The sequence below is a fragment of the Pseudoxanthomonas sp. X-1 genome (assembly GCF_020042665.1).
GTDB classification, from domain to species: Bacteria; Pseudomonadota; Gammaproteobacteria; order Xanthomonadales; family Xanthomonadaceae; genus Pseudoxanthomonas_A; species Pseudoxanthomonas_A spadix_A.
On the sequence record NZ_CP083376.1, the window covers coordinates 1488566 to 1506810 of the forward strand.

An 18245-nucleotide genomic window follows, 5' to 3' on the forward strand; every position below is an offset into this window, starting at 1 on the left:
CGCCGGCCAGCCGCTCGCCCGCCTGCGCGCCCAAGCCCTTCTCGCCCCGGCTGGCACGACGCCCGGCCAGGTGCGCCCTGCCTCAGCCACCGGATCGTCCCCATGCCGTTCACCCGCGCCTCCCTTCGCCTCTCCCGCCGGCCGCTGCCGCGCTGTTCCGTCCTGGCCGCCGGCCTGGCCCTGGCGCTGTCCGCCCAGGCGCAGACGCAGGGCGGACCGGCCGACGCCGACCAGGCCCAGGACCTGGACAGGATCCTGGTGGTCTCCCAGCGCGCGCAGCGCGTCAGCAACGGCGCCACCAACCTGGACCTGGCGATCAAGGACACGCCGCAGTCGATCAGCGTCATCAGCCGCGAGCAGATGGACGCCTTCGGCGCCAACACGCTCAACGATGCGCTGCGCCTGGCGACCGGCATCCAGGTGGAGGAGTGGGAGACCAACCGCACCAACTATCTCTCGCGCGGCTTCGAGATCGAGAACACGCAGATCGACGGCATCGGCCTGCCCAACGGCTGGGGCATCGTCACCGGTGCGATGGATTCGTACGGCTACGACAAGATCGAGGTGATCCGCGGCGCCAACGGCCTGCTGACCGGCGTGGGCAATGCGGCCGGCACGATCAACTACGTGCGCAAGCGGCCGACCAACGACGAGCAGGGCTCGGTCGGGATCAGCTACGGCGCGTGGAATACCAGGCGCGAGCAGGTGGACTACTCCTCGCCGATCACCACCGACGGCAGCTGGGCGGTGCGCGTGGTCGCCGCGCACGAGGACGGTGGCTCGTACCTGCGCGACTACGACAAGGAGCGCACCTTCCTCTACGGCGTGGTCGACGGCCAGATCGGCGAGAACGGCACGCTGACCGCGGGCTACTCGTGGCAGCAGGCCAACAGCACCGGCAACATGTGGGGCGCGCTGACCTTCAACACCATCGGCGGCGGCCAGATCGGCTGGAGCCGCAGCGCCTCCACCACCCAGGACTGGACCTACTGGAACACCAACAACCAGACCGGCTTCGTCGAGTACGCCCAGCAGCTCAGCCCGGACTGGAAACTGAAGGTGGCCTACAACTACCGGCGCAGCGCCGAGGACGACCAGCTGTTCTTCGCCTACACCACCACCGGCCTGGATCCGCTGACCGGCGAAGGATTGAACGGCTGGCCGTACAAGGGGCGCGACAAGGTCACCGCCAACCTGGGCACGGTCGAACTCAACGGGACCTATGCGCTGTTCGGCCGTCCGCAGGAGGCGATGCTGGGCTTCAGCCTGGCCCAGAGCGAAAGCGGGGGACACTACTGGTCGGCGCTGTCCGGTTTCGGCGCGCTGCCGGGCTTCCCCTATGCCGGCGACGTCGTGCCCGAACCGCTCTGGGGCGCGCCGCAGCCGCAGGACTCGCTCAACCAGCACATCAAGCGCGCCTACGGCGCCACGCATGTGTCCCTGACCGAGCGCCTGAAGACGGTGCTGGGCTTCAACTACACCTCGTTCTCGCGCAACGGCCTGGCCGCCGGCGCCTACTTCGAGCAGAGCGACAGCCATACCAGCCCTTATGCCGGCCTGACCTGGGACTTCACCCCCGACGTGCTGGGCTATGTCAGCTATTCGGACATCTACCAGCCGCAGGACCAGCAGGACATCCTCCAGAACTACCTGCCGCCGACCAAGGGCAAGAACTACGAGATCGGCGTCAAGGCCAACTGGCTGGACCAGCGCCTGCTGACCACGCTGGCGGTGTTCGATGCCAAGCAGGATGGCCTGGCGGTCTACCGCGGGCTGGACCCGGCCAGCGGCAACTACTACTACGAGCCTTCCGACGTGGAGTCCAAGGGCGTCGAGCTGGAGGTCACCGGCAAGGTCAACGACTATCTCGACCTGGTGTTCGGCTATACGCATCTGAAGATGGATGGCGAGCAGGGCGATGACACCTATCCCTGGGTGCCGCGCAATACGGCCAACCTGGCCGTCAGCGCGCGCCTGCCCAGCTACAGCGCGCTGTCCTTCGGCGTCAGCGGCCGCTGGCAGGACAAGACCGTCTCCGGCCCGGACAGCTACACCGGCTACACGGTTAGCCAGGACGCGCACACCGTGCTCGATGCCTTCGTCGGCTGGGACATCACCCGCGACCTGACCCTGCGCGTCAACGCACGCAACATCACCGACCGCAAGTACATCGGCAGCCTGTACCAGATCGGCTACTACGGCGCGCCGCGCAACACCACGGCCAGCCTGGAGTGGCGCTTCTGAGCCGATCGGCGCGGTCCGCGTCTTTGTTCGCCAAGCGCCGGCCCCACCGGCGCTTTTGCGTTGGGCGGATGCGTCACCAGCGTGGTGCCGCGCGGAGCGCTTGACAGTGCTTCGATTACGAATGTAATTTCAATAAAAATTACAGGCGTAAACGACATGGCGATCAGCGAGGCCGAGGCGGTGGTGATGGACGTGCTGTGGGAGCGCAGCCCGCTGGGCGCCGACGAGGTCGTCGCCGCGCTGGCCCGCCGCAACGACTGGGCCGAGCCGACCATCAAGACCCTGCTCAACCGCCTGCTCAACAAGGGCGCGATCCAGGCGACCAAGGAGGGGCGCCGCTATCTCTACTCGCCGGTGCTCACGCGCCAGGCCTGGGTGCAGCAGCAGAGCGAGGGACTGCTGGAGCGGGTGTTCGGCGGGCGCGTGGCGCCGCTGGTGGCGCATTTTTCGCAGCGCGGCAAGCTCTCGGCGCAGGACATCGCCGAGCTCAAGCGCCTGGTCCAGGAGCTGGACGATGAGCAGTGAACTGATGGCGTGGCTGGGACAGAGCACGCTGGCCACCAGCGCGGCGCTGCTCGTGGTGATGTCGCTGCGCAGGCCGCTGCGCGCGGCCCTGGGCGCCGGCGCGGCCTATACACTGTGGGCGCTGGTCCCCGTGGCGCTGATCGCGGTGCTGCTGCCGGCGCCAACGGCGCCGGTCGCGCTGATGCCGGTGGCGGTCGGGTTCGGCACGAGCCAGCCCGTGACGGCCTTGCCGCAGGCTTCCGACCTTGCGTGGACCAGCGTGCTGCTGGTCGTCTGGTCGATCGGCGCGCTGGCGATGGCCGGCCTGCAGCTGTGGCAGCAGCGGCGGTTCCTGCGCCGGCTCGGTCCGCTGCGGGTGCGCGGCCAAGGCCTGCGCGTGGCCGCGGTCAGCGCGGGGCTGCCGGCGGTGACCGGCGTGCTGCGCCCGCGCATCGTGCTGCCGGCGGATTTCCTGCATCGCTACGACGCGGACGAACGCGCCCTGGTGGTCGCGCACGAGCGCCAGCACATCGCCTGCGGCGATCTGCCCTGCAATGCGCTGGTGGCGCTGCTGCGCTGCGTCTACTGGTTCAACCCGCTGCTGCACTGGGCGGTGGCGTGCTATCGCCAGGACCAGGAGCTGGCCTGCGATGCGCGCGTGCTGCGGCGGCATCCGCGGGCGCGGCGGGCGTATGCGCAGGCCATGTTGAAGACGCAGCTGGAGGTCTTCGCCCTGCCGGTGGGCTGCCACTGGCACACACACCCGATCAAGGAGCGGATCGCCATGTTGAAACGTCCCAGTCCCCGTCGTTGGCAGAGGCGTCTGTCCGCCGTCCTGCTGCCGGCGCTGTTCGCCGGCGGTGGCTATGTGGCCTGGGCGCAACAGCCGGCCGCTGCGCCGTCGGCGCATGCGGCGGCGCCCACCGCCGCGCAGTACGGCGCGAACCTGCAGATCGAGGTGGACGGCGAGCGCCACGCGCTGGAGATGCACAGCGCGGCCGGCGTGCCGTTCGCCTTTGCCATCGACACCAAGGCCGGACACCGCTGGAGCGGCGAGCTGCGCGTCGAGCCCGATGCCCCTGGCCAAGCCAGGGTGCATGCCAGGCTGGCGCGGGACGGTGCCGACATGACCGGGCCGGTGCTGCTGATCGCGCGCCTGGGCGAGGCGGCATCGCTCAAGCTGACGACCGGCCCGGTGCGGGGCGCCGCGCCCGGTGTGGCGTTGTCGGTGCGGGTACGCGCGCTGGATGTCCCGGCCCGTCGCGTCGCCGCCGCAGCGCCGGTGGCGCGCAAGCAGGTGGCGCGTGCGCCTGAGCAGGCGCAAGAGGAGGGGGGATCGCCCTTCGACTATTCCCGGCATGCGCCGCCGCGCTATCCCAAGGACGCCGCGAACAACGGCATTTCCGGGCGTGTGGTGATGCTGGTCGATGTGGCGGCAGACGGTTCAGTGCAGGACGTGCAGATTGAAGCATCCAGGCCCGCGGGCGTGTTCGAGGCCGTCTCGGTGGAAGCGGCACGCAAGTGGAAGTTCAAGCCGGTGTTGGAGCAGGGTCGGCCGATCGCCCATCGCGTGCGCGTGCCGATCGACTTCGAACCGGATGCGCCAGCTGCGTCGCACGACGGCGTTGCATCCGCGCCTGCCCGCTCGCGTGCGCCAGCCGCTGGTGGCAGCGCCGTGGCGGACGTCGCAGCGCCTTCCCACTTCATGGCGAGTCGCTGATGGCCGCGCAGCCGAAGAGCGTCCCACCCGCACGCTTTCGTGGGAGCCGCGATGGCGGCGACCGGGGCCTTCCCCGCAGAGCCTCATCGTTGCCTCTGTCTTTCGCCACGATCCTTGCGCTGGCGCTGCTCCTCTCTGCCTGCGCCACGCATCCGCTCGACCAGACCCAGGACACCCTGGTCCGCAATGCCAACGTCGATCAACGCATGCTGACCCCGGAGGGCGGCAACGGCGCCGGCAAGATCGAGCGCTACGCGCTGGCGCCGACCGAGGTGTTCCGCATGCCGCAGCCGGTGCAGGCCGACAACCCCGCGCTGCCCGCCGACTCGCCGCGGCAGACGCTGGCGCCGACGACGGTCTGCGCGCGCGTGATCCTCGATGCGCGCGGCGCGGTGCTGCGTGCCGAGCCGCTGGCCGACCGCGATGAATGCGCCGCCGGCGCGCAGCCGGACAATGCCGACCTGGTGCAGGCGATGCTGGCCCAGGTGCGGCAATGGCGCTTCGAGCCGGCCGCCGTCTGCCATTTCAGCGCCGCGCATCCGCCGGCCGATCCGGAGCGCTGCGACGGTGCGCAGTCGGTCGAGCCGGTGCCGGTGACGCTGCTGTACGCGTTCACCTTCGAGGTGGAGCAGGGGCGCGTGCGCGTGGAGCGGGGCGGCGTGGGCGGGCGTTGATCGCCTGGGTGCGCCGGGTGGAGCCGCCACGGCGGCGATGAGGCTTTCCAGGTAAAACTCGTCGCCGCCATTGGCCAAAAAGGCGCAAGAGCGGCTCTACAGGCGATTCCACTCGGCTGCTACAGCATCTCCGGCTTGAACAGGCCACGGCGCGAGCGTTCGGGGCCGGACACCATGAACTGGCCATCGCCACGGTAGTGCACGGTGCGCGGGATCTTCGGCGTCGGCGCCACGTGCGCCTTGACCACTTCCCAGACGAACAGGTTGTGGCGCTCCACCAGCGCGTCATCGTGCAGGCGGCATTCGAAGCTGGCGTGGCACTCGGCGATCAGCGGCGCCTGGACCTGGCTCGCCGGCTGCGCGGTCAGGCCGAATGGCCTCGAACTTGTCGACCTCGGTGCCGCTGCAGTTGCCGATGCGCACCACCGTGTCCAGCAGCGCCTCGGTCGGCAGGTTGATCACGCACTGGCGGCTGGCGCGCACCAGCTCGAAGCTGCGGTTGCCGTTGGCGATCACGCAGGCCAGCAGCGAGGGCGAGAACTCGACCACCATGTGCCAGCCCATGGTCATGATGTCGCGCGCGCCGGCGTGCGCGCTGCTGACCAGCACCACCGGACCGGGCTCGAGGAAGCGCCGTACCTGGTCAACGGGGAAGTCTTCCTTGGCGGGTGTCTTCATGCGGGCCCTGCACGGCGACGGCGGGCGGCCATTGCAGCGCCGCGGCCGTGCACAGCGTGTCAGTCCAGCACGTGCACCGCATCGGCCAGCTGCTGCACCTCGTCGGGCTGGTGGCTGACGTAGAGCATGGGCAGCTGCAGTTCGGTGCGCACGCCGCGCAGGTAGGGGATCAGCTCGCCGCGCCGCGCCGGATCCAGGGCGGACAACGGCTCGTCCAGCAGCAGCAGCGCCGGCTGCGACAGCAGGGCACGGCCGATCGCCACGCGCTGGGCCTCGCCGCCGGAGAGATTGCGCGGCCGCCGCTGCAGCAGCGGACCGATGCCCAGCAGCTCGACCACCGCCTCGAAGCCGAAGCGCGCGCCGGCGTTGCGCCCGTGCGTGCCGTAGCGCAGGTTGCCGCGCACATCCAGGTGCGGGAACAGGCGCGCATCCTGGAACACGTAGCCGATCCGGCGCCGGTGCACCGGCACGTCGATGCCGGCTGCGCTGTCGAACAGCACCACGCCATCGACCGCGATGCGCCCGGCCACCGGCCGCAGCAGCCCGGCGATGGCATTGAGCACGCTGGTCTTGCCCGCGCCGGAGGGCCCGGCCAGCGCCAGCAGGCGCGCATCGCTGTGGATGCGCACGTGGCGGGTGAAGTGGCCGCGCCGCAGCTGCAGGTCCGCATCCAGCATCACAGCACCTCGGTCTCGCGCCCGCGCTGGCGGCGCACCAGCCATTCGGACAGCACCAGCGCGGCCAGCGAGATGCACACCGACACCGCCGCCAGGCGCCAGATGCCGGCCTCGGCGCCGGGCACCTGCAGCAGGCCGTAGATGGCGGCGGAGATGGTCTGCGTCTGGCCGGGAATGTTGGAGACGAAGGTGATGGTGGCGCCGAATTCGCCCAGCGCCTTGGCGAAGGCCAGCACCACGCCGGCCACCAGCCCGGGCCAGGCCAGCGGCAGGGTGATGGTGGCGAACACCTTCCACGGCGGCGCGCCCAGGGTCGCGGCGGCGTGCTCCAGGCGGCGGTCGACCTGTTCGATCGACAGCCGGATGGCGCGCACCATCAGCGGGAAGCCCATGACCGCGCAGGCCAGCGCCGCACCGGTCCAGCGGAAGGCGAAGCGCACGCCGAAGTGTTCCAGCAGCCAGGCCCCGATCGCCCCGCGCGTGCCCAGCGTCACCAGCAGCGCATAGCCCACCACCACCGGCGGCAGCACCAGCGGCAGATGCACCAGCGCATCGAGCAGCGCGCGCCCGGGAAAGCGCCGCCGCGCCAGCAGCCAGGCCACCGCCACCGCCGCCGGCAGGCTGCACACGGCCGCCACCGCGGCCACCTTCAGGCTCAGGGCGATGGCGGTGAGTTCTTCGGGCGAGAAACCGAACACGCCTTAGCGCAGCACCGTGAAGCCATGCTGGCGGAAGATCGCCTGCGCGGCCGGGCTGGCCAGCCACTGCACGAAGGCGGCGCGCGCCGGCGCGGTGCCGGCGTTGAGCGTGGCCACCGGATAGACGATGGCCGGATGGCTGGAGGCGGGGAAGGTGTCGACCACGCGCACGGTGGGGTCGGCCGCCGCGTCGGAGCCGTAGACGATGCCCAGCGGCGATTCGCCGCGCGAGACCAGCAGCAGCGCCGAACGCACGCTGTCCGACTCGGCCAGCCGGCCCTGCACCCCGTCCCACAGCCGCAGCGAGGTCAGCGCCGCCTTGGCGTACTTGCCGGCGGGCACGGCGTTGACCTGGCCGACCGCCAGGCGGCCTTCGCCCAGCGCCTTGTTCAGCGCGTCGGGCTGGGTGAGCCTGACCTGCACGGCGCTGGCCTTGGGCGCGACCAGCACCAGGGTGTTGCCGAGCAGATTGTGGCGGCTGGCCGGGTCGATCAGCGCACGCTGCTGCAGATAGTCCATCCATTCCAGGTCGGCCGAGACGAACACGTCGGCCGGCGCGCCCTGTTCGATCTGGCGCGCCAGCGTCGAGCTGGCGGCGTAGGACACGGTGACCGGGGTGCCGGTGGTCGTCCGGTAGAGCGCGGCGGCCTGGTCCATCGACTCCTTCAGGCTGGCGGCGGCGAACACCGTGACCGGCGTGGGCTCGGCCGCCTGCGCGACTAGCGCGGTGGTGGCGAACAGGACCAGGCCTGCGCGCAGCAGGCGGGAGAACAGGCAGGTCATCGCAATGGCGTCTCGTGGCGGCCGCTCAGGGAACCGGAGTATCGCGCGACACGGCCATGGCGGAGGTGAGAACAGGCGCGACGGAGCGTTCGACCCGGCACGCCACGACCGCAAGGCGCGCGGAGTAGGCTGGCCGTCCCGTCCACAGGCCAGCCCCGCCATGACCACCGCCGCCCCGATCACCGTCGTGCTGGAACAGGAGCAGGACTTCGTGTTCCGCATCCATTTCGAGGGCATCGACGCGCCCGACGTGCTGTCCGACGAAGGCGCACCGCTGGGCCACGACCACGGGCCGCGGCCCTCGCACCTGCTGCTGGCCGCGATCGCCAACTGCCTCTCCGCCAGCCTGCTGTTCGCGCTGCGCAAGTACAAGAATGCGCCCGGCCGGCTACGCGCCTCGATCAGCGCGGTGGGCGAGCGCAACGCCGAAGGTCGCGTGCGCCTGCCGCGCGCGCAGGTCACCCTGCAGCTGCCCGAAGGCAGTGCGGACTACCAGCACCTGGAGCGGGTGCTGGCGACCTTCGAAGACTTCTGCACCGTCACCCAGAGCGTGCGCCAGGGCATCGACGTGCAGGTTGAGGTGCGCGACGCCCAGGGCCAGCTGCTGTTGGGCCAGGCGCCGGCCGAGGCGGTCCTGTGAGCGCGCCGCCGCTGCTGATCGCCTGCCCGCACTGCCAGGCGCGCAACCGCGTGCCGGCCGAACGCCTGGCCGAGGCGCCGACCTGCGGCCGCTGCCACCAGGCCTTGTTCACCGGCCATCCGCTGGCGCTGGACGCCGGCACGTTCGACCTGCATGCGCGCGACAGCGATCTGCCGCTGCTGGTGGATTTCTGGGCGCCGTGGTGCGGGCCGTGCCGGGTGATGGCGCCGCAGTTCGAGGCCGCCGCCAAGCAGCTGGAGCCGCGCATGCGCCTGGCCAAGGTCGATACCGAGGCGCAGCCGGCGCTGGGCGCGCGCTTCGCCATCCGCAGCATTCCGACGATGGCCGTGTTCCTGCATGGCCGCGAGCTGGGCCGGCAGTCCGGCGCGCTGCAGGCGGCGCAGATCGTGCAATGGGCACGGCGCGTGGCGCAGGGCTGAGCAGGGTCGGGCAGCGAAGCGCCACGGGTGCCGCGGAAAACTTCCTGTCGTCGTTCCCGCGAACGCGGGGTCCCAGCGGCTTTTGCGGGGGCCGGACGGAAGTCGCTGGATATCTCCGCGTTCGCGGGGATGACGGCCGCGGGTTCGCAGCATGAAACCCGATGCCACTGCCCATCGCCACCGCCCATCGCTCAGGGCAGCAACCGCTCCAGCCCCGCGCGCGCCAGGACGCGTTCCCACGGGAACAGCGGTCCCGGGTCGCGCTTGCGTGCGACCAGCACGGTGGGCGCGTCCTCGGCGGGCACCTGGGCGGTGTCCAGGTCCTCGTGTCCGGCGATCCAGCGCAGGGCCGGCAGCGTCTGCCGCAGCCGGTCGAGCAGGGCGAGCAGGGCCTCGATCTGGGCCTCGGGATAGGGCTCGTCCATTGCCTGATGGTCGGCGTGCAGCCAGTGCGGGTAGCGGCCGCGGTTGACCAGTTCGATGCCGACGCTGCGCGCGTTGAGGCCTCGCACATGGTGGGCGACGCGTTCGGGCGCGATCCACTGCTGCACGCCGCCGTCGCGGTCGATGTACCAGTGCCCGCTGTTGCCGGTGCCCGAGGCATAGCGCGGCTGTTCGCCGTAGTGGCGCGCGGTGGCCAGGTCCGGCAGCTCGGTGCAGTGGATGACCACCAGGTCGATCCGGTCCAGGGGCCGCGCCTCCAGCAGGTCCTGGTAGGGCAGGGGATCGGCGGTGATCGGCAAGGCATCGGGCATGGGCGCCGATGCTACACGGGCGGGCCGCGGGCGAGGGCGGGGTAAACTGCGCGTCCCCGGCGCCAGGCGCCGCCTGTCGCGTCCGATCCGCATGCCGCTCAATCCCGATTCCCCTCTGGCCAGGCTGATGGCCACCCTGCCGCGCCCAGGCACGGTGGAATGGATCGGGCTGCGCCCGGCGCGCGATGTGCCGATGCAGGCCGTCCAGCACGTCCAGGCCGGCACCGGCGGCGGCCTGGAAGGCGATCGCTACAAGGGCGGCAGCGGCAAGCGCGGCCTGACCCTGATCCAGGCCGAGCATCTGCCCGTGATCGCCACGCTGGCCGGGCTGGACGCGGTGCAGGCGGCCACCCTGCGCCGCAACGTGGTGGTGCGGGGCATCCCGCTGATCGCGTTGAAGGAGCGCCGCTTCCGCATCGGCAGCGTGGTGCTGGAAGGCACCGAGCCATGCGATCCGTGCTCGCGCATGGAGGACGCGCTGGGCGCCGGCGGCTACAACGCCATGCGCGGCCATGGCGGCCTGTGCGCGCGCATCCTCGAAGGCGGCAGCTTCGCGGTGGGCGATGCGGTGGTGCCGCTGTGATCCGCGGCCACGTCATCCTCTCGCACGGCTTCGAGAGCGGGCCGGACGCGACCAAGGTCACCGCGCTGGCGCAGGTCGCCCAGGCCGCCGGCTGGACCAGCGAGCGGCCGGACTTCACCGACCTGGACGCGCGCAGCGACCTGAGCCAGCTCGGCGATGTCGGCGCGCGCCTGGCGCGCCTGCGCACGCTGGCCGAAGCCGCCGCGCGCAGGGGGCCGCTGGTGCTGGTCGGCTCCAGCCTCGGCGCCTATACCTCGGCCCAGGTGTCGCTGCAGGTGCCGGTGCATGGGCTGTTCCTGATGGCGCCGCCGACCGCGCTGGGGCCGATGCCCGCCCTGGACGCGGCGCAGGTGCCGCTGTCGGTCATCCATGGCTGGGACGATGAGCTGATCCCCGCCCGCAATGTCATCGACTGGGCCCAGGCCCGCCGCGCCCGCCTGCTGCTGGTCAACGACGACCATCGCCTGGCCAACCACGTCGAGGCCGCGGCTGCGGCGTTCGGCGAGCTGCTGGCGGGGCTTTAGGCAGGAGTGAGCGGCGTGGGGCGAGGAGCGAGTCACAGCAACCATCTTCTCCACCTCCCCCGCGCCTGATCTCACTCACGCCGCACTCCTCTTCACTCACGCCTGGCTTTTTATGAAGTTCTACGTTTCCTGCGCCAAGGGCCTGGAATACCTGCTGGTCGACGAGCTGACCGCGCTGGGGGCGGCCAAGGCCACGGCCACCGTCTCGGGCGTCAACGCCGAGGGCACGCTGCACGATGCGCAGCGCGCGGTGCTGTGGTCGCGCCTGGCCAGCCGCGTGCTGTGGCCGATCGGCGAGTTCGAATGCCCCGACCAGGACGCGCTGTACGACGGCATCTTCGCCCTGCCGTGGACGCGGCACCTGACCTCCGCGTTGACCCTGGCCGTGGACGCGCACGTGTCCGGCGAGGCGATCACGCATGCGCGTTTCGCCGCGCAACGGATCAAGGACGCCATCGTCGATCACCTGCGCGCCGAAGGCTTCGAGCGCCCGTCGGTGGACGTGGACGAGCCGGACGTGCGCATCAACTTCTCCCTGCGCAAGGGGCGGGCGACGGTGTCGATCGACCTGGGCGGCGGGCCGCTGCACCGGCGCGGCTGGCGCCAGGTGCGCAACGAGGCGCCGCTGAAGGAGAACCTGGCCGCCGCCGTGCTGCTGCGCGGCGGCTGGCTGCAGTCCTACGCCGGCGGGGGCGGCCTGCTCGACCCGATGTGCGGCAGCGGCACGCTGCTGATCGAAGGGGTGCTGATGGCCGCCGATGTGGCGCCTGGCCTGCAGCGCCACGGCAGCCTGCCGCCGTCGCGCTGGCTGGGCTTCGACGCCGCGCAGTGGCGCGTGCTGCTGGACGAGGCGCGCACGCGCGAAGCGGCCGGCCGCGCCAAACTGGGTCAGGTCGCCTTCGGCAGCGACATCGATCCGCGCGCCATCGAGGCCGCCCGCGCCAGCGCGCGCGAGGCCGGCGTCGAAGACGCCATTGCTTTCGGGGTGAGCGACGTGGCGCAGCTGTCGGCGCCGCCGATCCGCCGCGGCGTGGTGGTGTGCAACCCGCCCTACGACGAACGCCTGGCGGCCGACGCCGCGCTCTACCGCGCGCTGGGCGATGGCCTGCGCCAGGCCGTGCCCGACTGGCGCGCCAGCCTGCTGTGCGGCAGCGCCGATCTGGCCATGGCCACCGGCCTGCGCGCGCAGAAGAAGTACCAGCTGTTCAACGGCGCCATCGAGTGCGCGCTGATCTTCGTCGACCCGATCGCGCCGCCGCAGCGCGTGGTGCCCGATGTGCCACCGGAGTTGAACGACGGTGCCCAGATGGTCGCCAACCGGCTGCGCAAGAACCTCAAGAAGCTCAAGGCCTGGCGCCAGCGCGAGGACGTGAGCTGCTACCGCGCCTACGACGCCGACCTGCCCGAATACGCCGCGGCGGTGGACGTCTACACCGAGGCCGAAGGCGCGCAGCGCACCCTTCTGCACGTGCAGGAGTACGCCGCGCCATCCAGCATCCCCGAGGCCGACGTGCAGCGCCGCTTCAACGAGCTGCTGTCGGCGGTGCGCGCGGTGTTCGAGGTGCCACGCGAGCAGGTCGCGATCAAGTCGCGCGCGCGCGGCAAGGGCGGCAGCAAGTACGGACGCATGGGCCAGCAGGGCGAGTTCATCGTCGTGCGCGAGCACGGCGCGCGGCTGCGCGTGAACCTGTTCGACTACCTGGATACCGGACTGTTCCTGGACCACCGTCCGCTGCGCGGGCAGATGGCCGCCCAGGCGCGCGGCCGGCGCTTCCTCAATCTCTTCAGCTACACCGGCGTGGCCAGCGTGGAGGCGGCGGTGGCCGGCGCCAGCAGCAGCACCAGCGTCGACCTGTCGGCGACCTACCTGGAGTGGTGCGCCGAGAACCTGCGCGAGAACGGCCTGGGCGGCGCCCGGCACCAGCTGGTGCAGGCCGACGTGCTGGCCTGGCTGGAGGCCGACCGCGGCCAGTACGACCTGATCTTCTGCGACCCGCCGACCTTCTCCAACTCCGCGCGCGCCGAGGACTTCGACGTGCAGCGCGACCACGTGCGCCTGCTGCGCGCCGCGATGGCGCGGCTGGCGCAGGGCGGGGTGCTGTACTTCTCCAACAACTTCCGCCGCTTCAGGCTGGACGAGGCGGCGGTGGCGCAGTTCGCCGTGTGCGAGGAGATCAGCGCCGGCACCATCGGCCCGGACTTCGAACGCAACGCCCGCATCCACCGCGCCTGGCGCCTGACGCGGGCCTGATCCCGGCTTGCCGCCGACGCGGCGCGGCCGGGGCGGCGGCGCGCGGAAAGCTGCATCCGGCTGGCGCATCGCTGCGCGCGCGCAGGCGCGGCGCCGGGCCGCTATGGTGGGCGGCCGCCTCCGCCACGCCTGCGCCATGTCCCGCACCATGTCCGCTCCCGCCGCGCCGCTGCGCAACGATGCCAAGGTCCTGTCGCTGTCCGCGCTCGGCGGGGCGCTGGAGTTCTACGACTTCGTGGTCTTCGTGTTCTTCGCCAAGACCCTGGGGACGCTGTTCTTCCCGCCCGAGATGCCGGCCTGGCTGCAGCAGGTGCAGACCTTCGGCATCTTCGCCGCCGGTTACCTGGTGCGGCCGATCGGCGGGGTGCTGATGGCCCATTTCGGCGACCGCATCGGGCGCAAGCGGCTGTTCGCCTTCAGCGTGTTCCTGATGGCGCTGCCGACGCTGTGCATCGGCCTGCTGCCGACCTACGCGCAGGTCGGCATCGTCGCGCCGCTGCTGCTGCTGTTGCTGCGCCTGCTGCAGGGCCTGGCCATCGGCGGCGAGATGCCCGGCGCGTGGGTGTTCGTGGCCGAGCATGCGCCCGCGCGCAAGGTCGGCTTCGCCGTGGCCAGCCTGTCGGCCGGCATCAACGTTGGCACCCTGATGGGCTCGCTGATGGCCTCGGCCATGGCGCACTGGTTCACCCCGGCGCAGCTGCTGGACCACGCCTGGCGCATCCCGTTCCTGATCGGCGGCGTGTTCGGCTTCATCTCGGTGTGGCTGCGGCGCTGGCTGGACGAGACGCCAGTGTTCGCACAGATGCGTGAGCGCAAGGCGCTGGCGCGCCTGCCGATCCGCGACGTGCTGCGCGACCATCGCGGCGGCGTGCTGGTGTCGATGGGCGTGACCTGGGCCCTGACCGCCGGCATCGTGGTGGTGATCCTGATGACGCCGACGCTGGTGCAGTCCTCGTCCGGCATCGCGCCGGCGCTGGCCAGCGAGGGCAATGTGCTGGCCGCGATCTGCCTGGTGATCGGCTGCGTGTGGAACGGGCTGCTGAGCGACCGCATCGGCCGCGCGCCGGCGCTGCTGGTGGCCTCGCTGGCGCTGCTGGTCGGCGTGTACCTGCTGTACTTCGACCTGGCGCGCGGCGGCGCGCATTTCCTGCCGCTGTACGCCTTCGCCGGCTTCACCGCCGGCGTGGCGGGCGTGACCCCGGCGGTGATGGTGGCGTCTTTCCCCGCCTCGGTGCGCTATACCGGCCTGGCGCTGTCCTACAACCTGGCCTATGCCATCGCCGGCGCGTTGACGCCGCCCTTGATCGGCTACCTGGCCGCGCGCGTGGGCGCGCTGGCGCCGGCGCATTACGTGGCGCTGGTGGCGCTGGTCAACGTCGGCCTAGCGCTCTACCTGTGGAAGCGCCCGGCGGTCCAGTAAGCCGATCCGCGCATCCGGGCGGCCGGCCCGTTATCGTGTGCCGCCTTTCGCCCGATCGTTCCTGCCATGTCCACCGCCGCCGCGCCCCTGCGCAACGATGCCAAGGTCCTGTCGCTGTCCGCGCTCGGCGGGGCGCTGGAGTTCTACGACTTCGTGGTCTTCGTGTTCTTCGCCAAGACCCTGGGGACGCTGTTCTTCCCGCCCGAGATGCCGGCCTGGCTGCAGCAGTTGCAGACTTTCGCGATCTTCGCCGCCGGCTACCTTGTGCGGCCGATCGGCGGGGTGCTGATGGCCCACTTCGGCGACCGCGTCGGGCGCAAGCGGCTGTTCGCCTTCAGCGTGTTCCTGATGGCGCTGCCGACGCTGTGCATCGGCCTGCTGCCGACCTATGCGCAGATCGGCATCGCCGCGCCGCTGCTGTTGCTGGTCATGCGCCTGATCCAGGGCCTGGCCATCGGCGGCGAGATGCCGGGCGCGTGGGTGTTCGTGGCCGAGCACGCGCCCGCCGGCAAGGTGGGCTTCGCGATCGGCACGCTGTCGGCGGGCCTGAGCCTGGGCCTGCTGCTGGGCGCGCTGGTGGCCTCGGCGATGGCGCACTGGTTCACCCCGCCGCAGCTGCTGGATCACGCCTGGCGGCTGCCGTTCCTGATCGGCGGCGTGTTCGGCTTCATCTCGGTGTGGCTGCGGCGCTGGCTGGACGAGACGCCGGTGTTCGCGCAGATGCGCGCGCGCAAGGCGCTGGCGAAGCTGCCGATCCGCGACGTGCTGCGCGACCATCGCGGCGGCGTGCTGGTGTCGATGGGCGCGACCTGGGCGCTGACCGCGGCCATCGTGGTGGTGATCCTGATGACGCCGACGCTGGTGCAGTCCTCGTTCGGCATCGCGCCGGCGCTGGCCAGCGAGGGCAGCGTGCTGGCCTCGGTCTGCCTGATCGCGGGCTGCCTGTGGACCGGCCTGTTGTCCGACCGGATCGGCCGCGCGCCGGCGCTGGCGGTGTCGTCGCTGGCGCTGATGGTCGGCGTCTATCTGCTGTACATCGACCTGGCCCACGGCGGCCGGCATTTCCTGCCGCTCTACGCGCTGGCCGGCTTCACCGCCGGCGTGTCCGGCGTCGCGCCGGGGGTGATGACCGCCGCGTTTCCCGCGCCGGTGCGCTTCACCGGCCTGGCGCTGTCCTACAACCTGGCCTACGCCATCGCCGGGGCGCTGACGCCGCCGTTGATCGCCTACCTGGCCGCGCGCGTGGGCGCGATGGCGCCGGCGCACTACGTGGCGGTGGTGGCCCTGGTCAATGTCGGGCTGGCGCTGTATCTGTGGAAGCGTCAGCCCGAGGTCTGATTCAAGCCGCGCGGGCGCGATGCCCGGACAGTTCGGCGCCGACGTCGTGGCGGAACTTCAGATGCCACCAGGTCGAGGACAGCGAGATCAGCGTCACCAGCACGAAGGCCGCCGAGAAGTCGCCCAGCCGGGCGCTGCCATGGCCGCCGACGGCGATCGCCGTCTTCAGCGCCAGCGCGCCCACGCACACGCCCACCGACAGCATCAGCTGCTGCAGCGTGCTGTACAGGCTGGAGGCATGGCTCATGCGGCGGGTCGGCACCGCCTCGTAGGCCACCGTGTTGTAGGCGGCGAACTGGAAGGACATGAATGCCCCACAGCCCACCAGCAGCACGAACATCACACCGTCCGGCCAGCCCGGACGGAACAGCGCGCACACCGCATAGCCCAGGCTGGACAGCACACCGTTGGCGAGCAGGCCGTTGCGATAGCCGACCCGGCGCAGCAGCCACGGCGTGCACAGGCGCATCAGCAGCGCGCCCAGCGCGGTGGCCAGCACCAGCCGGCCGGCATGGGCGGCGCTGTAGCCGAAGCCCAGCTGGAACAGCAGCGGCAGCAGGAACGGCTGCGCGCCCTGGGTGATGCGCATCAGCGAACCACCGACCACCGAGAGCCGGAACGAGTCGATCCTCAGCACGTCCAGGTCCAGCAGCGGCGCGGCCGCGCGCCGCGCATGCCACAGGTAGCCGCCCGCCGCCGCGGCGCTGATCGCCATCAGCGCCAGCCCGGTGACCAGGTTCTCCGGCTGACCCACGCTTTCCAGGCCGAACAGGCCGCAGCCCAGGCACAGCCCGCACAGCGCGAAGCCGGGCAGGTCGAACGGCCGGGGTTCGTCGGCCGCCTCGATGTAGGGGATCACCGCCCGCACCAGCACGAAGCCCAGGATCCCGATCGGCACGTTGATGTAGAAGATCCAGTGCCAGCTGGCGTGGGTCACCAGCAGGCCGCCCAGCGGCGGCCCCAGCAAGGGCCCCAGGAAGGCCGGCACCAGCGTCCAGGACATCGCCGAGACCAGGTGCCGGCGCTCGACCGTGCGCAACAGGATCAGCCGGCCGAGCGGGGCCATCATCGAACCGCCCGCGCCCTGCAGCAGGCGCGCGGCGACCATCGTCGGCAGGCTGGTGGCCAGCGAGCACAGCACCGAGCCGGCGACGAACACCACGATCGAGGCGCTGAACACCCGCCGCGCGCCGAAGCGGTCGGCCATCGCGCCCGAGGCGGGGATGCCGATCGCCAGCGCCAGCAGGTAGCTGGTCATGGCGATGCTCATCGCCGGGGCACTGGCGCCGAAGTCGCGCGCCATCGCCGGCAGCGCGGTGGCCAGCACCGTGGCGTCCAGCTGCTCCATGAAGATGGCGCAGGCCAGGATCAGCGAGATGACGCGGTAGTCGGGCGTCTTGCGCGGCGCACGCGTCGGCGCGTCCGGCGGCGCTTTGGAAGCAGCAGTCACAGCGATCGGATCCTGACCGACGCGGCATCACGGTCCCGGCAGGGCGGCTGGCGGCCGTGAGGACGCATCGAAGGGCAGGTGCGCGCGGGAGTTGCGCACCGCAACACGCGGATTATTCGCCTGTGTCGCGGGCCGGACAAGCCGCGCGGGGCGCGGCCTCCCGCGAGGCGGGACACCGGCGTCGGGCCTCGGCCAGGGCCGAGGCAAGGTTGACGGGCGATCGCAGCGTCGGCGGCTGCGAGGCACGCCCTTAGTTGTAGATCTCCTGGATATCGGTCACGCGGCCGTCCTTGAAGATGATCTGGACGGTCTTCTGCGACTGGTCGTACTCCCAGCGCTCGCCGATGTTGGCGCTGTACTCGTTCTGCAGCGGAATCACGCGGTCGGGCTTGCCGGCCACCTGGGTCACCTTGCCGGCGCTGTCGCCGGTGCTGACCAGCTTGTTGCCGAAACGCACGCTGCCGGCCGCCAGCGCCGTGCCGGCCAGCAGGCAGAGGGCCAGGCTCAACAGGATCCTTTTCATCGGGCTTTCCTTCGTATCAGGGGTGAATGCGGGCCCGCGGACTGTGCCACAAGCCGCCGAGCGGGGCACGGGTGGATGGTTGGGTCCGGGTGTCCCCTGTCACTGCTCGGTTTTCTGAATCTCAGTTCTCGGTTTGAAGGAATTACAGCCGAACGGCAGGGCATCCTGCGGCGCTCGATGGCCGAAGCGCCGCACGTGAATCCGTTGCGCCATGCATGCGCGGGGTCCGAGCGCGGACTTCGCCAACCAGCCTCGACCCGGCCGGGCGTGGCTCCCCGGCTCGGTCCGCCCTCCCTGGCCCGCTCTCCGCACGCCCGCCCGGGTCGAGGCTCCGCGACTGATG

The 18245-nt window shown here is 71.3% G+C and carries 17 protein-coding genes and 3 pseudogenes; 12 read left to right on the forward strand and 8 right to left on the reverse strand.

Annotation, left to right across the window (positions count from 1 at the left end; genetic code table 11):
- Positions 1–102 precede the first annotated feature (102 nt).
- The 3 genes and pseudogenes from LAJ50_RS06515 to LAJ50_RS06525 form a co-directional block, all read left to right on the forward strand.
- Entirely contained in the window at positions 103–2244 is a 2142-nt protein-coding gene (locus tag LAJ50_RS06515; protein ID WP_138652870.1) for a TonB-dependent siderophore receptor, read from the forward strand.
- 156 nt (positions 2245–2400) lie between these two features.
- Positions 2401–2769, forward strand: a complete 369-nt coding sequence (locus LAJ50_RS06520; protein ID WP_130551692.1) for a BlaI/MecI/CopY family transcriptional regulator — start codon at positions 2401–2403, stop codon at positions 2767–2769.
- Between the two features lie 4 nt (positions 2770–2773).
- Positions 2774–3526: pseudogene (locus tag LAJ50_RS06525) on the forward strand (M56 family metallopeptidase); the annotation flags it as partial.
- A 466-nt stretch (positions 3527–3992) separates the two neighbouring features.
- Here the strand turns inward: LAJ50_RS06525 and LAJ50_RS06530 are convergent.
- Positions 3993–4088 (reverse strand): annotated as a pseudogene (locus LAJ50_RS06530) (pilus assembly protein PilA); the annotation flags it as partial.
- Between LAJ50_RS06530 and LAJ50_RS06535 the strand changes: the two are divergent.
- Together LAJ50_RS06535 and LAJ50_RS06540 are read left to right on the forward strand one after the other, a co-directional pair.
- The gene (locus tag LAJ50_RS06535) at positions 4046–4468 is read left to right on the forward strand and encodes an energy transducer TonB (RefSeq protein ID WP_224096547.1); all 423 of its coding nucleotides are present in this window, start codon (positions 4046–4048) and stop codon (positions 4466–4468) included. The pseudogene LAJ50_RS06530 and the gene LAJ50_RS06535 overlap by 43 nt on opposite strands.
- A gap of 89 nt (positions 4469–4557) precedes the next feature.
- Entirely contained in the window at positions 4558–5142 is a 585-nt protein-coding gene (locus LAJ50_RS06540; RefSeq protein WP_130551694.1) for a hypothetical protein, read from the forward strand.
- Between the two features lie 119 nt (positions 5143–5261).
- Here LAJ50_RS06540 and LAJ50_RS06545 read toward each other — a convergent pair.
- From LAJ50_RS06545 to modA, 4 genes and pseudogenes are all read right to left on the reverse strand, one after another.
- Positions 5262–5820, reverse strand: a pseudogene (locus LAJ50_RS06545) (flavin reductase family protein).
- Positions 5821–5879: 59 nt separating this feature from the next.
- Positions 5880–6497 carry a molybdenum ABC transporter ATP-binding protein gene (gene modC, locus LAJ50_RS06550; RefSeq protein ID WP_130551696.1) on the reverse strand — a complete coding sequence of 206 codons (618 nt, stop codon included), beginning with the start codon at positions 6495–6497 and terminating at the stop codon, positions 5880–5882.
- Entirely contained in the window at positions 6497–7195 is a 699-nt protein-coding gene (gene modB / locus LAJ50_RS06555) for a molybdate ABC transporter permease subunit (RefSeq protein WP_130551697.1), read from the reverse strand. Before modB ends, modC begins: the two co-directional genes overlap by 1 nt.
- 3 nt (positions 7196–7198) lie before the next feature.
- Positions 7199–7978, reverse strand: a complete 780-nt coding sequence (modA, locus tag LAJ50_RS06560; protein ID WP_130551698.1) for a molybdate ABC transporter substrate-binding protein — start codon at positions 7976–7978, stop codon at positions 7199–7201.
- A gap of 160 nt (positions 7979–8138) precedes the next feature.
- Here modA and LAJ50_RS06565 point away from each other — a divergent pair, with 160 nt between their 5' ends.
- Complete coding sequence (locus LAJ50_RS06565) at positions 8139–8618, forward strand: OsmC family protein (protein ID WP_130551699.1); 480 nt, start codon at positions 8139–8141, stop codon at positions 8616–8618.
- Entirely contained in the window at positions 8615–9058 is a 444-nt protein-coding gene (gene trxC / locus LAJ50_RS06570; protein WP_130551700.1) for a thioredoxin TrxC, read from the forward strand. Before LAJ50_RS06565 ends, trxC begins: the two co-directional genes overlap by 4 nt.
- 191 nt (positions 9059–9249) lie before the next feature.
- Here the strand turns inward: trxC and LAJ50_RS06575 are convergent, their stop codons facing one another.
- The gene (locus LAJ50_RS06575) at positions 9250–9813 is read right to left on the reverse strand and encodes an N-acetylmuramoyl-L-alanine amidase (protein ID WP_130551701.1); all 564 of its coding nucleotides are present in this window, start codon (positions 9811–9813) and stop codon (positions 9250–9252) included.
- 91 nt (positions 9814–9904) lie between these two features.
- Between LAJ50_RS06575 and LAJ50_RS06580 the strand changes: the two genes are divergently transcribed.
- The 5 genes from LAJ50_RS06580 (at position 9905) to LAJ50_RS06600 (ending at position 15929) form a co-directional block, all read left to right on the forward strand.
- Positions 9905–10396 (forward strand): MOSC domain-containing protein, encoded by a 492-nt coding sequence (locus LAJ50_RS06580; protein ID WP_130551702.1) that lies wholly within the window; start codon positions 9905–9907, stop codon positions 10394–10396.
- Complete coding sequence (locus LAJ50_RS06585) at positions 10393–10920, forward strand: YqiA/YcfP family alpha/beta fold hydrolase (RefSeq protein ID WP_130551703.1); 528 nt, start codon at positions 10393–10395, stop codon at positions 10918–10920. The genes LAJ50_RS06580 and LAJ50_RS06585 overlap by 4 nt, the downstream gene beginning before the upstream one ends.
- 112 nt (positions 10921–11032) lie before the next feature.
- A complete protein-coding gene (gene rlmKL / locus LAJ50_RS06590) occupies positions 11033–13171 on the forward strand; it encodes a bifunctional 23S rRNA (guanine(2069)-N(7))-methyltransferase RlmK/23S rRNA (guanine(2445)-N(2))-methyltransferase RlmL (protein ID WP_130551704.1) in 2139 nt (712 codons plus the stop codon).
- 148 nt (positions 13172–13319) lie between these two features.
- Complete coding sequence (locus LAJ50_RS06595; protein ID WP_224096498.1) at positions 13320–14591, forward strand: MFS transporter; 1272 nt, start codon at positions 13320–13322, stop codon at positions 14589–14591.
- A 66-nt stretch (positions 14592–14657) separates the two neighbouring features.
- Complete coding sequence (locus LAJ50_RS06600; RefSeq protein ID WP_138652864.1) at positions 14658–15929, forward strand: MFS transporter; 1272 nt, start codon at positions 14658–14660, stop codon at positions 15927–15929.
- 1 nt (position 15930) lies between these two features.
- Here LAJ50_RS06600 and LAJ50_RS06605 read toward each other — a convergent pair whose 3' ends face one another.
- Complete coding sequence (locus LAJ50_RS06605) at positions 15931–17379, reverse strand: MFS transporter (RefSeq protein WP_138652862.1); 1449 nt, start codon at positions 17377–17379, stop codon at positions 15931–15933.
- Between the two features lie 250 nt (positions 17380–17629).
- Positions 17630–17902, reverse strand: a complete 273-nt coding sequence (locus LAJ50_RS06610) for a DUF2845 domain-containing protein (RefSeq protein ID WP_130551708.1) — start codon at positions 17900–17902, stop codon at positions 17630–17632.
- Between the last annotated feature and the right edge of the window lie 343 nt (positions 17903–18245).